At 71.3% G+C, this 14,557-nt stretch carries 13 protein-coding genes; 8 read left to right on the top strand and 5 right to left on the bottom strand.

The annotated features are described in order from the left end of the window. Positions 1-38: 38 nt before the first annotated feature. Positions 39-1,085, bottom strand: a complete 1,047-nt coding sequence (locus BLV39_RS28470) for a LacI family DNA-binding transcriptional regulator (RefSeq protein ID WP_239083427.1) — start codon at positions 1,083-1,085, stop codon at positions 39-41. Between the two features lie 258 nt (positions 1,086-1,343). Between BLV39_RS28470 and BLV39_RS28465 the strand changes: the two genes are divergently transcribed. The 6 genes from BLV39_RS28465 to BLV39_RS28440 are packed head-to-tail and all read left to right on the top strand — an operon-like array spanning position 1,344 to position 10,303. Then, on the top strand, positions 1,344-2,747 hold the full coding sequence (locus tag BLV39_RS28465; RefSeq protein ID WP_176985117.1) for an ABC transporter substrate-binding protein: 1,404 nt from the start codon (positions 1,344-1,346) through the stop codon (positions 2,745-2,747). Beyond that, entirely contained in the window at positions 2,744-3,694 is a 951-nt protein-coding gene (locus tag BLV39_RS28460; protein WP_090799521.1) for a carbohydrate ABC transporter permease, read from the top strand. Before BLV39_RS28465 ends, BLV39_RS28460 begins: the two co-directional genes overlap by 4 nt. A 14-nt stretch (positions 3,695-3,708) precedes the next feature. After that, the gene (locus BLV39_RS28455; protein WP_090799518.1) at positions 3,709-4,560 is read left to right on the top strand and encodes a carbohydrate ABC transporter permease; all 852 of its coding nucleotides are present in this window, start codon (positions 3,709-3,711) and stop codon (positions 4,558-4,560) included. Positions 4,561-4,563: 3 nt separating this feature from the next. Next, positions 4,564-6,633, top strand: coding sequence for an MGH1-like glycoside hydrolase domain-containing protein (locus tag BLV39_RS28450; RefSeq protein WP_090799515.1), 2,070 nt, complete (start codon positions 4,564-4,566; stop codon positions 6,631-6,633). After that, complete coding sequence (locus BLV39_RS28445; protein WP_204082586.1) at positions 6,630-9,251, top strand: glycoside hydrolase family 2 protein; 2,622 nt, start codon at positions 6,630-6,632, stop codon at positions 9,249-9,251. Before BLV39_RS28450 ends, BLV39_RS28445 begins: the two co-directional genes overlap by 4 nt. After that, entirely contained in the window at positions 9,248-10,303 is a 1,056-nt protein-coding gene (locus BLV39_RS28440; protein ID WP_090799510.1) for a glycoside hydrolase family 172 protein, read from the top strand. The genes BLV39_RS28445 and BLV39_RS28440 overlap by 4 nt, the downstream gene beginning before the upstream one ends. Here the strand turns inward: BLV39_RS28440 and BLV39_RS28435 are convergent. Together BLV39_RS28435 and BLV39_RS28430 are read right to left on the bottom strand one after the other, a co-directional pair. After that, on the bottom strand, positions 10,296-10,844 hold the full coding sequence (locus tag BLV39_RS28435) for an LOG family protein (RefSeq protein WP_090799507.1): 549 nt from the start codon (positions 10,842-10,844) through the stop codon (positions 10,296-10,298). The genes BLV39_RS28440 and BLV39_RS28435 overlap by 8 nt on opposite strands. A gap of 12 nt (positions 10,845-10,856) precedes the next feature. After that, entirely contained in the window at positions 10,857-11,612 is a 756-nt protein-coding gene (locus BLV39_RS28430; protein WP_090799504.1) for an SDR family NAD(P)-dependent oxidoreductase, read from the bottom strand. A 130-nt stretch (positions 11,613-11,742) separates the two neighbouring features. Between BLV39_RS28430 and BLV39_RS28425 the strand changes: the two genes are divergently transcribed. Together BLV39_RS28425 and BLV39_RS28420 are read left to right on the top strand one after the other, a co-directional pair. Beyond that, positions 11,743-12,177, top strand: coding sequence for an Rrf2 family transcriptional regulator (locus tag BLV39_RS28425; RefSeq protein ID WP_090799502.1), 435 nt, complete (start codon positions 11,743-11,745; stop codon positions 12,175-12,177). Positions 12,178-12,194: 17 nt separating this feature from the next. Beyond that, on the top strand, positions 12,195-13,145 hold the full coding sequence (locus tag BLV39_RS28420) for an NAD(P)-dependent alcohol dehydrogenase (RefSeq protein WP_090799499.1): 951 nt from the start codon (positions 12,195-12,197) through the stop codon (positions 13,143-13,145). A gap of 5 nt (positions 13,146-13,150) precedes the next feature. Here the strand turns inward: BLV39_RS28420 and BLV39_RS44370 are convergent, their stop codons facing one another. Both BLV39_RS44370 and BLV39_RS28410 read right to left on the bottom strand, forming a co-directional pair. Continuing rightward, on the bottom strand, positions 13,151-13,843 hold the full coding sequence (locus tag BLV39_RS44370; protein WP_239083428.1) for a hypothetical protein: 693 nt from the start codon (positions 13,841-13,843) through the stop codon (positions 13,151-13,153). 62 nt (positions 13,844-13,905) lie between these two features. Beyond that, positions 13,906-14,466 (bottom strand): dihydrofolate reductase family protein, encoded by a 561-nt coding sequence (locus tag BLV39_RS28410; RefSeq protein WP_090799497.1) that lies wholly within the window; start codon positions 14,464-14,466, stop codon positions 13,906-13,908. Positions 14,467-14,557: the final 91 nt, after the last annotated feature.

Here is a 14,557-nt window from a genome sequence, read left to right as displayed (position 1 = left end):
GCCCCGTGCGGGCCGGCGTGATGTGACAGAAGGCGGGTCTAGGCGTCGGGGACTAGCGGGCTGTCGTCCAGCCACTCGGTGGTGTCGGTGATCGGGGCGGGACAGGAGGCGCGGATCGCCAGCGAGCACGGCAGCCGGCGGACGCCCGGCTCGGGGGTGCCGTCGATGGCGCGCAGCAGGCTCTCGGCGGCCAGCCGGCCCAGCCGGTAGAGGTTCATGTCGACCGAGGACAGCCCCGGCCGGGTGGCGTTGGCGATCAGGGTCCAGTTGTCGAAGCCCACCAGGGCCACGTCGTCCGGGATCCGCACACCGATCCCGCCGAGGGCGTCGGCGACGCCGCGGCCGATCTGGTCGCTGCCGCAGAAGATGCCGTCGACCTGTTCGTTCGCCATCAGCTTCTGCGCGGCGTGGAAGCCGGTCCGCTCGGCGAACGGGCCGTAGGTGATCAGGTCGTCGGGCAGTTCCAGGCCGGCTTCGGCCAGGGCCCGCCGGGCGCCGACGACGCGATCCCGGACGGCGAGCACCGAGACGGGGCCGGTGATGTGGGCGATCCGCCGGCAGCCCTGGCGCAGCAGTTGCCGGGCCGCCAGCCAGCCGCCGTGCTCGTCGTCGACGGTGATGCTGCTGTCGTCGGGGTTGCTGGAGGTGGTGTACGCGTACAGCACCGGGAACGGCAGGCTGCGCGGCAGCGGCGGGGCCGGGTCGGTGGCCCGGCCGGTGACGATCAGCCCGTCCACGCGGCGGGCCGCCAGCACGTCGAGGTAGTGCCGTTCGCGCACGGCGTCGCGGCGCGCGTCGCAGAGCAGCAGGCTCGCGGTGTCGACCGACAGCGAGTCCTCGACGCCACCGAGCAGGGGCGGCGTGAATCGGCCGTAGCCGTCGCGGGTCAGCAGGCCGACCGTGTACGTGCGTCCGGTGGTCAGCGAGCTCGCGTTGCGGTTGGGCCGGAAGTCGAGGTCCCGAGCGGTGTCCAGGATGCGTTGCCGGGTCTCCGGGCGCATCCGTCCCTTGCCGTTGAGCCCCTTGGAGGCGGTGGCCACCGAGACGCCGGCGGCGCGGGCGATGTCACGGATCGTTGTCGCCACTACCACCCCTTCAGGCCAGTGCGAGAAACCGATTGCGCACGCTCGGTGCCGGATGGCTATCGAACGTAGAGCCGCTGAGCGGGGAAAGCTAGAGGCCCAGATCGGTTCATGTTGAGAAACTGGTTTCCCACAGCTCAACCATTGACGGCGTTTCCCTGCGGTGGTTACGTTCCCAGCCAGTTTCCGACGGAACGCTTCTGGCGACCGGCGAGGTGTCGGCCCTCGTCGCGCCCCCCACATCCCCCCGGCAGGAGCGAGATGAACGACAACGACGTGCGCAGCTCGGTGAACCGCCGAGTGCTGTTGCGCTGGGGACTCGGCGCCACCGCCGTGGCCGCCGCCAGCCCGTTGCTGGCCGCCTGCGGCTCCGGTGACGACGAGGTCACGGCCGACGGCGAGGTCACGCTGAAGGTGGTGGGCTTCCAGGTACCGCCCGAGGAGAAGGGCTCCGAGCTCGACAAGGCGTACCAGAAGTTCCTCGCCGATTTTCAGACCGCGAATCCCAAGATCAAGATTGACCCGATCCAGGCGCCACCGAACTTCGACACGCAGATCATCGTCGACCTGGCCTCCGGCAGCGCCCCCGACCTGTGGTCCCAGGACGCGTCCAGCCTGGCGCCGCTGATCTCGCGCAAGCTGCTGCTCGACATGCGCAAGGTCACCGAGGCGCTGCCGGCGCTGACCACCGACCGGTTCTTCCCGCAGGTGCTCGAGATCCACAAGGGCGAGGACGGCGGCATCTACGGCCTGCCCAACGACTTCACCCCCATGGTCGTCTACTACAACCCCACGCTGTTCACCAAGGCCGGCATCACACCGCCGCAGCGCGGGTGGACCTGGGACGACCAGCTCGCCGCCGCGCAGAAGCTCACCCTCGACAAGAACGGCCGCAACCGGCTCGACCCGGCCTTCGACGAGGCCAACGTCGTGCAGTGGGGCTACCGCCTCAGCCAGTACGCGTACCAGTGGGTCTACCGGATCTGGCAGAACGGTGGCGACGTCGTCTCGCCGGACCACAAGACCGCGAGCGGCTTCCTGGACGCGGCGCCCGCCGTCGAGGCGATCCAGTGGTACGCCGACCTCGTCCTCAAGCACAAGGTGGCACCCTCACCGTCCACTCTGGAGAAGATGACCAACGCCTCGGACGCCAACGCGCTGTTCCTCGACGGCAAGTTCGCGATGTACGACAGCGGCCACTGGGCACTGGTCGGCCTGACCGGCGCCAAGGGCTACTCGGCCGACAAGGTCGGCGTGGTGCCGCAGCCCAAGCGGGCGACCGAGGCCACCGCCCTCTACGAGTCGAGCTTCGTGCTCCGGCACGACCTGCCGAAGGAGAAGTACAAGGCCGCCGCACAGTTCATCGAGGCGGCCACGAACCGCGGCTACCAGGACACCAAGGCGATCACCGGCATCGCGATCTCGGCCAACTCGGAGGCCGCCACCGGGTCGTTGACGAGCGTCGACGCCAAGTTCGCCAGCCTCGACAAGGTCTTCGTCGACGCCACGACCGCCGGCCGACCGCCGTACGGCTCGAAGATCGGCGTCTACCCGACGATCGAGAAGGCCCTGGACGGGATGATGGAGAAGATCCTCCGCGGTGCACCCGTCGCCGGCACGATCGGCGAGACCATCACCGCGATCAACCGGGAACTGGCCAAGTGACCACCGCCGCCCGAGTCGGTGCCGGGTTGGACGCCCCTTCGGGGCAGCGTCCGGCCCGGCGCCGCCGGCGCCGGCGCAACGAGCGGGTCGGCTACCTGTTCATCCTGCCGGCCACCGCCCACCTGGTGCTGTTCGCACTGGTGCCGATCCTGTTCAGCCTCTACCTCTCCTTCCACGAGTGGACGTCGCCGAGCTTCCTCGACGCGCCCTTCGTCGGGCTCGACAACTACATCTCGCTGTTCAGCGACGACCCGTTCTGGCACGCGATGTACAACACCGCGTACTACACGGTGCTGTCCGTGCCGATCGGGATGGCGGTCAGCCTGGCCCTCGCGGTCGTGGTCAACCAGAAGCTGCGCGGCGTCAACGTGTTCCGCGCGGTGTTCTTCATGCCGGTGATCACCTCGTGGGTCGCCGTCTCGGTCATCTGGATCACGCTGCTGTCCCCGGACGCCGGCCTGGTGAACTACCTGTTCCGGCTGCTGCACCTGCCGCAGCAGAACTGGCTGGACGACCCGCACACCGCCATGTTCGCGATCGTCCTGATCAACACGTGGAAGACGGCCGGGTTCAGCATGGTGATCTGGCTCGCCGGCCTGCAGGCCGTGCCGCCCGAGCTGCTGGAGGCCGCCTCGATCGACGGCGCCGGCAAGTGGCGGCAGTTCTGGAACGTGACGTTGCCCCTGCTGGCACCCACGACGATCTTCCTGGTCATCACCGGCGTGATCGGCGGATTCCAGGTCTTCACCCCGATGTACGTGATCACCGAGGGCGGCCCGCTCGGCGCCACCGACGTCGCGGTCTACCACATCTACCAGCGGGCCTTCGAGGAGTTCTCGATGGGCTACGCCTCCGCGCAGGCCTGGGTGCTGTTCGCGGTGATCTTCGTAGTGACCCTGCTGCAGCTGTGGTTCATCCGCCGGCGCGGCGAGTCGAACCTGATCTGACGACGGAGAACCCGATGTCCCGACGCAAGACCCTGCTCGGCGTGCTGCGCGCCCTGCCGACCTACGTGATCCTGTCGCTCGTCGGCGCCTTCATGCTGGTGCCGTTCCTGTGGATGATCACGACGTCGCTCAAGCCGTCCGGCACGACGTTCTCGTACCCGCCCGACCTGATCCCGGACACGTTCGACTTCGGCAACTACGTCAACCTGTTCACCCTCGCGCCGTTCGGCACGTACGTGCTCAACAGCGTCGTGGTCACCACGTTGACGGTGGTCGGGCAGGTGGCGTTCTGCGCCGCGGCCGCGTACGGGTTCGCCCGGCTCAGCTTCGCCGGCTCGAAGTCCATCTTCGTGCTGTTCCTGGCCACGATGATGATCCCGTTCCAGGTCACGATGATCCCGCTGTTCCTGATCGTCTTCAAACTGGGCTGGGTCAACACGTACCAGGGCCTGATCGTGCCGGGCATCTCCAGCGCGTTCGCCATCTTCCTGCTGCGGCAGGCGTTCCTGACGATCCCGCGCGACTACCAGGACGCCGCCCGGATCGACGGTGCCGGCGAGTTCACCGTGTTCTTCCGGATCTTCCTGCCGCTGGTGAAGCCGGCCCTGGCCACGGTGGCCGTGTTCGCCTTCATGGGCACCTGGAACGACCTGCTGTGGCCGCTGCTGATCGGACGCGACGAGAGCATGCGGACCGTCGAGCTCGGCCTGGCCTACTTCAACGTCACGTCCTCGGCGTACGAGCAGCCGAACTGGCCGCTGATGATGGCCGCGTCCGTGGTCTCCCTGCTGCCCGTCGTGCTGGTCTACCTGTGCGCGCAACGCTATTTCGTCGCCGGCATCTCGCTTTCCGGAGTGAAGGGCTGATCCTTGTTCCCGATCGACGACTACACCCCGCACGGCTACCTCGACATCCCGACCCACACCCGCAAGCTCACCCCGCAGGGCGTCGTCCGCTCCCACGACATCGGCTTCCGCTGGCACTTCCCGGCGTACGCGAAGGCCTACGGCGGGCGCCGCGAGGTCTACCGGGCCGGCGTGCGGATCGCCGCGGACGGGGTGACCACCCCGGACAGCGCGCCGTACCACTCCAAGGACCGCATGGAGTTCCGGTCCGGCCCGCTGTCGGTCGAGTTCCACCTGGCCGGCCCCGACGTGCTGGTCGCGCGGGTGTGCGGCCGGGTCGGCAGCCGGTTGACGATCCGGGCCGACTACACCCGCCAGATCGGCGCCGACCTCGGCTGGGGCGAGTCGGGCCTGGTCGGCCGGCAGGACGGTGACACCGTGGTGCTCCAGGGCTTCGAGGACGGTGAGGCGTTCGCGCTGTGGGTCTCCGACCCCGGCGGCACGGTCGCCGTCACCACCGACGCTTCCGCGGCCGACCGGTGGACCTCGCTCGGTCTCCCGGACACCGTGCCCGGGCCCGTCACCGTGCTGGGCGACCGGGGTGAGCGGGTCGACCTGGCCGCGGTCGTCGAGTTTGCCGGCGAGCGGGACCACGACCTGACCGTGCTGCTGGCCCGCGGCCACACCGCCACCTCGGCGCGCGAGCGACTGGCCGAGGCCCGCTCGCGGCATCGCACGGTCCGCGCCGCCCTGGTCGAGGAGGACCGGCGGTTCTGGGCCACCGCACCCGTGCTCTCCGGCGACTGGCCCGCACACTGGCGGCGCGGCCTGGTCTACGACCTCGAGACGCTGCGGATGATGGTCAAGCCGCCGGTCGGCGTCTACACCCTGCCGTGGGACGCCATGCAGATCCAGGCGCCCCGGGTGGTGCTCGGCGAGGCGGCCATCGACGCGCTGCTGCTCGGCTACGCCGACCCCGCGCTGGCGCAGCGCCTCCTGCTGGGCACCTTCGCGGACGCGCCCGAACCCCAGGTGCCGTGCTCACGCGAGGACGGCAGCTACAACATGGTCTCCGCCGACGGCAGCGTGTGCGGCACCGGTCCACAGTGGGGCTACCCGTGGCTGGTGCTCGACCACCTGTGGGACGCCAACCCCGACCGGGACTGGCTGGAGCGGATCTACCCGCATCTCGGCGCGTACCTCGACTGGTGGCTCGCGCACCGGGCCGACCCGGCCGGCTGGCTGTCGCACGCGTGTAGCTGGGAGTCCGGCCAGGACCTCTCGCCGCGGTTCGGCGACCAGCCCCTCGGCGGCGGACATCCGACCCGCCACCTGCGCCCGGTCGACCTGCACGCCTCCGTCGCGCACGCGGCCCGGACGATGGCCCGGTTCGCCGGCGTCCTCGGCCGGGACCGCGACGTGGCGGGTTGGGACACCCTCGCCCGGCGCTACACCGATGCCACCGCGGAGCTGTTCACCGGCACGCGGTACGCCGATGTGGACGCCGGCACCGGCGAGCCGACCGAGGTCGACGACGTGATGCTGCTGGCGCCGGTGGCCCTCGGCCTGGCCGGGGACGAGCAGACCGAGGGACTGCGCGCCGCGATCCGGGCCGTCGACCCGGCAGACCTGGTGTGGCCCATGTTCGTCTGGACCGTGGTCGACGCCGCGCGCGCCGCCGGGGAGCACGACGCGGCGGCCACGGTGGCCGCGGACATCGTCGACCGCGCGTACACGTTCTGGGACGCCCGGACCACCGACGACGAGCGGACACTGCCGGGGATCGCCTGCGAGTACTGGCCGCTGTCGGGTCGCTGCGGCGGTGAGGGCTACGGCTGGGGCGCGTTCGGCGTGCACCTGCTGCTCGGTGTCCTGGTCGGTGCCCGGTTCGTCGGCGACCGCCTGCTGGTCCGCCCGAACCTGCCGGCCTCCCTTCGGGTGCCTGGGCGTTCTTACTCGGTGCGGCTGAGCCACCGCGGACGCCCGGTGACCGTGACCCTGCGGCCGCGGGCCGACGGGTGCGAGGTGGAGGTGGCCGGCCGAGCCGTCGTTCTGGCCTGGGCGCACGAGGAGAGTTGGGAGCTGGACCGGTGAGCGTCGTCTCCGGTTGGGAGTGCCGGCTGGTCGGCACCGACGAGTGGCGGCCCGTGTCCGTGCCCGGCTCGTGGGAGCAGGCCGGCATCCCGTTCGACCATCCCGGGCCGGTGGAGTACCGGGCCACCGTCGTGCCCCCGGCGGGCGACCGGATCCGATTGCGGTTCGGCGCCGTCAGCTACGCGTGCGAGGTGCTCGTCGACGGCCGGTCGGCGGGTCGGCACGTCGGCATGTGGGACAGCTTCGACGTCGACATCACCGGTCTCGTGACGCCGGGCCGGCCGGCCTCGTTGCTGGTCCGTGCGGAGAAGCCGGCCAGCCTCACCGGCGGGCCGGACGCGCCGCCGGTGCCGGGTGCCTTTCCCGCCCGTGAGACGCTGGCCGGCTTCCTGCCGTACGTCTGGGGTCACTCGCACGGCGGCGTCTGGCAACCGGTCGAGCTGCTGGTGACGGGCTCGTGCGCGCTGGGTGCCGTCGACGTGGCCGGCACCGCCGATGGCCTGCTCACCGTCACGGCCGAGCTGCTCGCGCCGGGCTCGCTCACCGTCGAGGTGCACGACCCGGACGGCAAACCGGTCGCGTCGGCGTGGCGCGACGGCAGCGGGCCTCTTTCGCTGACCGTCCCCGATCCGCGGCCCTGGTCGCCGGACGACCCCGCGCTCTACGCGGTCACCCTGCGCACGTCCGACGGCGACGAACGCACCGTCCACACCGGACTGCGTACGTTCGCCGCGGACGGCTCGCTGCTGCGGCTCAACGGTGACCCGGTCTTCCCTCGGATGATCCTGTCCTGGGGCTGGTATCCGGACCGACTGCACCCCGACCCCGGCCCCGAGCGGGTACGGGCGGATCTGCTGGAGCTGCGCCGGCTGGGCTTCAACGGCGTCAAGCTCTGCCTGTGGTTCCCGCCCGACTACTACTTCGCGATCGCCGACGAGCTCGGGATGCTGCTCTGGGTCGAGTTGCCGATGTGGCTGCCACACCCGACGCCCCATTTCCGGTCGCAGCTCTCCGCCGAGGCCGAACGGCTGGTCCGGGCCGCCGCCAACCACCCGTCGGTCGTCCTGCTCACGCTCGGCTGCGAGCTGTCCGCCGCTGTCGGCGCCGACGTGCTCGGACCGCTCTACGACCTGGTCAAGCGGCTGGCGCCGGGCACGCTCGTGCGCGACAACAGCGGCTCCGGGGAGGCATACGGCGGGCTGCTCGACGAGTTCGCGGACTTCGACGACCACCACTTCTACTGCGAGCCGGCGTACTTCCGCTCGACCCTCGAGCATTTCGCGCCGCGGTGGCGTACCCCTCGGCCGTGGCTGTTCGGCGAGTTCTGCGACCTGGACACGTTCCGCGACCTGCGCCGGTTCGACCCCGCCGGCCGGCCGTGGTGGACCAGCGCCGACCCGGCGGTCAACCCACAGGGCGCCCGCTGGCAGTACGACGTGCCCGCACACGAGGACACGTTGCGCGACAACGGCTTCTGGGACCGCGGCGACGAGCTGGAACGGATCTCGGCGAAGCAGGCGGTGCTGCACCGCAAGGTCACCCTGGAGGCGGTCCGCGCCCGCGCTGACACCAGCGGCTACGTGATCACGGGGGAGCGCGACACCCCGATCAGCACCGCCGGCTTGTGGGACGACTTCGGCGTGCTGAAGGTGTCGCCGCCCGAGTTCGCGCAGTTCAACGCCGACCTGGTGGTCTCCCTCGACTGGGACCGCCGGAGGGCCTGGGTCGCGGGCGGCGACCGGCCGGCACCCTGGGACACCTGGTGCTACGTGGCCGGCGCGCGGGTCCGGCCCCAACTCGTGCTGGCCCACCACGGGCGGCGCGGCGGCCCGGCCGAGGTGACCTGGCGGGTGGACCTCGTCGACGGGGCGCCGGTCGCGTCCGGGCGGCTGGCCGCCTCCGCGGCGCCGGGCGGCGTCACCGGGCTGGGCATCGCCGAGTTCGTCGCACCCGTGGTCGACCGCCCGCGCCGGGCCGTGCTGCGGGTCGAGGTCGACTGCGCGGGCCAGCACACCTCCAACAGTTGGTCCTTCTGGTTCCTGCCCGACAACGGCTGGTCCGGCGCCGGGTCGGTCGCGGTGGTCGACCCGGCCGGCCGCCTGGCGGACCTGTCCTCCGTCGCGTCGGCGGTGGTCCCGGCGGACACACCGGACGCGGTGCTGCTGGCGACCGCCTGGACCGAGCCGGTGCGCCGGCACGTCCGGGTCGGCGGCAACGCCGTCCTGCTGGTCGACGCCGCCTGCGCCAACCCGCCCCTGCCGGTCGCGGAGATGCCGTTCTGGCGTGAGGCGGTCAAGGTGATCGAGTCGCACGAGGCCTGGGGCGACTTCCCGCACGACGGCTGGACCGACCTCCAGTTCGCCGGGCTGGCCCCGGACCTGGCCCTTTCCGCGGCGACGCTGCCGGTCGGCGCCCGGCCGCTGCTGCGCCGCGTCGACACTCGGACGGGTGTGCTGCACGACTACGCGGTCGAGGTGCCGCACGGTGCCGGCCGGGTGGTCGTCACCACGCTGCGCTTCGACGGCTCCCGCGGCGACCAGCCGCTGGGACTGCGCCGCAACACGGGCGCGGCCTACCTGCTCGGGCAGTTGGTGCGCGCGCTGGGAGGGGAACGATGACGCTGGGTCCGTCGCTGCTGACGTCTGGCCGGAGCCGCTCGGTGAGTCCGGAGAACCCCACCGGCGAGAAGGGCGCGGGCGGCGGGGCCACCACGGGCACCGGTGCCGCCGCGGCCCGTGACCTCGGTCCCGGCTGGAAGATCTCGCCCAGCGTCGAGGTGCCGGCCGGCGCCACGCACCTGCTCGGCGACCTGCCGGGCCCGGGTGTGATCCGGCATCTGTGGTGCACCACGCACCCCCGGCACTGGCGCTCGCTGATCGTGCGGATTCACTGGGACGGCGCGCCGGAGCCGGCCGTCGCCGTGCCGCTCGGCGACTTCTTCTGCTCGGGGTGGGGCGAGTTCGCCCAGGTCAGCTCCGTCCCGGTGGCGGTCAACCCGCACGGGGGGTTCAACGCCTACTGGGAGATGCCCTACCGGGTCGGTGCCCGGTTGACGGTCGAGAACCTCGGGCCCGAGCCGGCGCTGCTGTTCTACCAGATCGACTACGAGCTCACCGACGTGCCGCCCGGCGCCGCGTACCTGCATGCTTTGTGGCGTCGGAGCAACCCGCTGCCGGATCGCGAGCCACACACCATCGTGGACGGTGTGTCCGGGCCGGGGCACTACGTCGGCACGTACCTGGCCTGGGGCGTCAACACCTCAGGCTGGTGGGGCGAGGGCGAGCTCAAGTTCTATCTGGACGGTGACGACGAGCTTCCGACGATCTGCGGCACCGGCACCGAGGACTACTTCGGCGGTGCCTGGAACTTCGACGTGCCCGGGCAGGGGTACACGGCGTACAGCACGCCGTACCTGGGAATGCCGCAGGTGCTCCGCCCGGACGGCCTGTACCGCAGCCAGCAGCGGTTCGGGATGTACCGGTGGCACCTCCCGGACCCGATCCGCTTCGCCACCGACCTTCGGGTCACCGTGCAGGCGCTCGGCTGGCGATCCGGTGGCCGCTACCTGCCGCTGCGGGACGACATCGCCTCCACGGCCTGGTGGTACGCCGCCGGCCGTGACCACGGCCCGGTGCCCGCCTTCGACCCGGACCACCTCGAGGTCATCTGACCTGCGGCGCCGTGGGCAGGCGCTCGAGGTACGCGAGCGCGTCGGCGGGCTCGTCCGCCACGTGCACCAGCGTGTCCAGCGGCACCGGCAGGAAGCCCTCCGCCTCCATCCGGCGTAGCTGCTGGGTCAGCCCGTCGTAGAAGCCCGCGGTGTTGAGCAGCACCACCGGCTTGTCGTGCAGCCCGTGCTTGCGCAGCTCCAGGATCTCGGTCACCTCGTCGAGCGTGCCGAGGCCGCCGGCCAGCACCAGCACCGCGTCGGAGCGGGCCAGCAGCAACGCCTTGCGCTCGGCCAGGTCCGTGGCGACCACGAGCTCGTCGGCGCCGGTGCGGGCGAAACCGCGCAGGAACTCGACCGAGATGCCGACGAGCCGACCACCGGTCTCGTGTGCACCGTCGGCGACCACCTTCATCAGCCCGGTGTCGGAGCCGCCCCAGACCAGGGTGTGCCCGCCCCGGCCGATGAGCTCGCCGAGTGCGCGGGCCGGTCGGGTGTAGCGCTCGTCGAGATCGGCGGCGGAGAGGAAGACGCAGATGTTCACGGCTGTAGTGAACTAGGCGTTGTAGCCGCCGTGCGCGTCCAACACGGCACCTGTGACGTAAGACGCGGCCGGGCTCGCCAGGAAGGCGATCGCACTGGCGATCTCATCGGGGTGGCCCATCCGCTGGATGGACAGGGCGCTGACGATGGCCTGGAGGGTCTCGGCGTCCGGTGGCTCCATCCCGCTCTCCATCAGCCCGGCCTCCACGACGTTGGCGGTGATGCCCCGCCGCCCGAGGTCGCGCGCGACGCCCATGGTGTACCGCTCGATCCCCGACTTGGTGGCCGAGTAGTCGGCCAGTCCGGGCACGCCCACCCGGCTGCCCAGCCCGGAGCTGATGGTGATGATGCGACCGTTGTCGCGCAGCACCCGCGACGCGGCCCGGATGATGGCGATCACTCCGAGGTAGTTGGTGGCGTGCATCCGGTCCAGCGCGGCGTGGTCGGCGTCCGGGTCGTCGACCGTGCGGCCCTGCTCCGGCGAGATCGCCGCGTTGTTGACCAGGATGTCCAGCCCGCCGAACTGCGCGACCACCTGCTCGATGAGCGCCACGGCCCCGCCGGTGTCCGCCTGGTCGGACTGGAAGGCGAGGGCCTTCGCACCCGTGCCGGTCACCTCGTCGACCACCTCCTGCGCCCGCTTCGCCGAGCTGATGTAGGTGAAGGCGACGTCGGCGCCCTGTGCGGCGAGCAGCCGGACGGTCGCGGCTCCGAGTCCCCGGGAACCACCGGTGACCAGGGCCACCTTGCCCGTGAGCGGCTTCTGCATGTCTTCTACCTCGCCTGATCGGTCGTCGTCGCTGTCGGTCGTAACACTAACCGTTACGACGGCAGTCGCCACCTTTGTTGTTACGACTGTGTTGGTCGTAACATGGGTGGTTACAGCAAGGGGGATTCTCGTGAGCGCCAACAGCAGGCTGACCATCGCCGCGCACGCCGTGGCTTGGATCGGTCTCTACCAGCGCCAGGGCCACGCGGTCGCCACGTCCGAGCAGATCGCCACCAGTGCCAACACCAACCCCGTCGTGATCAGGCGGTTGCTCGGCGAGCTGCGCCGGGCCGGGCTGGTGGAGTCGCGGCGCGGTGCGGGCGCGGGCTGGGCGCTGGCACGCGACCTGGAGTCGATCACCCTGCTCGACGTCCACGACGCGGTCGAACCCGGGCCGTTGTTCGCGCTGCACCGCTCCACCCCGGACCAGGGCTGCGTGATCGGCTACGGCATCCAGCCGGCACTGCGCGGGATCTACGACGGCATCGAGGAGAACCTGAGGCGTGAGCTGGCCGGTGTGACGCTCGAAGACGTGCTCCGTGAGGTCCTCGCCGCACCGCGCTGAGCGGCATACTGCGTCCCATGAAAGCGGTGACGTACAGCACGTACGGCCCTCCTTCGGTGTTGCGCCTCGCGGAGGTCGACCGGCCGGTGCCCCGGGCCGACGAGGTGCTCGTGGCGGTGCGGGCGGTGTCCGTGAACGCCTCCGACTGGGAGACGCTGGTCGGCCGCCCGCTCTACTCCCGGATCGGCGGCCTGCGCCGGCCGCGGGTCCCGACGCTGGGCTCTGACATCGCCGGCCGGGTCGAGGCGGTCGGGCCGGCGGTCACCCGGTTCCAGGTCGGCGACGAGGTCTTCGGAGACAACCTCGAACGCAAGGGCGGCTTCGCGGAGTACGCCATCGCGCGCGAGCGGGTGCTCGCGCTCAAGCCGCCCGGGTTGTCGTTCGACGAGGCGTCCGCCCTGCCCCAGTCCGGGGTGATCGCGTGGCAGGGCATCCGGACCAAGGGCCACGTGCGGCCCGGCCAGCGGGTGTTGGTCAACGGGGCCGGCGGCGGGACGGGCGCCTACGCGATCCAACTGGCCAAACTCGACGGCGCCGAGGTGACCGCGGTCGACAACGCCGCGAAGCTCGACTTCATGCGCACGGTCGGCGCCGACCATGTTCTCGACTACACGAAGACCGACTTCACGCGGGACGGGTCCCGCTACGACCTGGTGCTCGATCTGGCCGGCCACCACTCGGTGCTGGCGCATCGCCGCGCCCTGGCACCGGGTGGCCGCTACCTCTGGGTCGGCGGCGCGGTCGGCACGCTCTTCCAGGTCCTCCTCGCGGGTCCGCTAGTCGGCCGGCAACGGCTGCTGGTCGTCCGGAACAGCACCCGCGACCTGCTGGAGATGGCGGCACTGTGTCTGGCCGGCACCGTCGTCACCCACATCGACCGGCGCTACCCGCTCGACGAGGTGCCTGCGGCCCTGAGCCATCTCGGTGAAGGCCGCGCACTCGGCAAGGTCGTCGTCACGGTCACCTGACGACCTCAGCCGTGTCGCTTGCCCAGACCGGGCAGGCCACCGGAGACCGTGCGTACGTTGCCGTCCGGGTCCATGCCCGCCGGCCGCTGCAGGGCCTCCAGGTTGCGGCCGGCGGCGTCCGCGGCGCTGAGGTCGACCGGTGTGACGATTCGTACCGGGGGCTCCTCCCAGGTCCGCATGCACGCCAGTGCCCGCGCGTCGTCGTCGATGCCGGTCACGGCACGGATCGCGGGCATCGACCGGGCCGGCTCGGCGAGCAGCAGACGCGCGAGCCCGGCGGGAGTCAGGTTGCGCGACGTCGTCCCGCTGACGGGCGAGAGCGAGGCGTGGACCCGCCCGTTCTCGGGCCACAGCCAGACCGGCCGGCGGCCGTCGCCGGCGCGCACGGGACGGCTGGTGACGCGGGCGTTGCGGGGCGGCGGTGCCGCGACCGGTGGTGCGGGTGGCCGCGGTGGTGCGGTGTCCACCGGCGGCGGCACGGCGGCGAACCGCACGTCGTACCCGACGAGGAAGTTCTGCTCTTGGACCGTGACCCGCGCGCGGCGGCGCTGCCAGTCGGTCGCGGACAGGGACCGGACGTCGCGGACGGCGGCCAGCGGAATCCGCCTGACTTCCGGCTTCGACCAGGGCAGGAGGCGGCGGCGCTCGATGACCAGATGGTTGTCGACGAACGCCGCCGCCCAGCGCCGGTTGAACATCTCGGCTCCCCTTCCACGGACGTCGATGCGACACGGTAGTGACCGTGGAAGGTCGCGGCATCCTAGAAACGGACAGTTCGGTAGGTCAGGAAGGTGAGGTCGGCGCCGATCCGGCGGGCCTCCACCAGTCGCATGGAGCCGGCCGCTTCGCCGAAGACCCGGTCGCCGGCGCCGAGGACGAACGGGAACACCATCAGCCGCACCTCGTCGACGAGGTCCTGTTCGAACAGGGTGTGCACCAGTTGGCGGCTGGCGTACACGACGATGTCTCCGTCCATCGTGTCCTTGAGCTTCGCGACCTCGGTCGGTGGCAGGGCTGTCGAGTTGGCCCATCGTGGCTCGTCCAGGGTCGTGGACACGACGTACTTGGGCAGGGCGTTGAGCCGGTCCGCCCACGCGCCGGTGCGGTCCGCCCAGCGGGTCGCGAACCAGTCGTGGCTGTGCCGGCCCAGCAACAAGGCCGCGGCGGCCATCGCCTCCGCCTGCTCGACCTCGGCCCACGCGGCGCGGTCGGCGTCCGAGATCCGGGTGAACCAACCGCCGCGGTCGAAGCCCTCCTCGCCGGTCGGATCCTGTCCGACGCCGTCGAGGGTCACGTTCTCACTAACAATGATCTTTCCCATGCCGGTACAGACACCCCCTGCCCTTCGAAGGGGGCGCCCCCTTCTGCCCAAGGCCGGTGTCCTTACAGGGAGAAGCGCGAAAGGGTGGAGA

Origin of the sequence: Asanoa ishikariensis (assembly GCF_900107455.1) — a bacterium.
In the GTDB taxonomy this organism is placed as follows: Bacteria; Actinomycetota; Actinomycetes; order Mycobacteriales; family Micromonosporaceae; genus Asanoa; species Asanoa ishikariensis.
This window is presented reverse-complemented; position numbering and strand designations above follow the sequence as displayed.

What these genes read in the sequence shown, in the direction of transcription:
- BLV39_RS28440 (WP_090799510.1), top strand. Translation starts at nt 9,248, where the DNA reads ATGACGCTGGGTCCGTCGCTGCTGACGTCTGGCCGGAGCCGCTCGGTG.
- BLV39_RS28430 (WP_090799504.1), bottom strand. Translation starts at nt 11,612, where the DNA reads ATGCAGAAGCCGCTCACGGGCAAGGTGGCCCTGGTCACCGGTGGTTCC.
- BLV39_RS28410 (WP_090799497.1), bottom strand. Translation starts at nt 14,466, where the DNA reads ATGGGAAAGATCATTGTTAGTGAGAACGTGACCCTCGACGGCGTCGGA.
- BLV39_RS44370 (WP_239083428.1), bottom strand. Translation starts at nt 13,843, where the DNA reads ATGTTCAACCGGCGCTGGGCGGCGGCGTTCGTCGACAACCATCTGGTC.
- BLV39_RS28465 (WP_176985117.1), top strand. Translation starts at nt 1,344, where the DNA reads ATGAACGACAACGACGTGCGCAGCTCGGTGAACCGCCGAGTGCTGTTG.
- BLV39_RS28420 (WP_090799499.1), top strand. Translation starts at nt 12,195, where the DNA reads ATGAAAGCGGTGACGTACAGCACGTACGGCCCTCCTTCGGTGTTGCGC.
- BLV39_RS28455 (WP_090799518.1), top strand. Translation starts at nt 3,709, where the DNA reads ATGTCCCGACGCAAGACCCTGCTCGGCGTGCTGCGCGCCCTGCCGACC.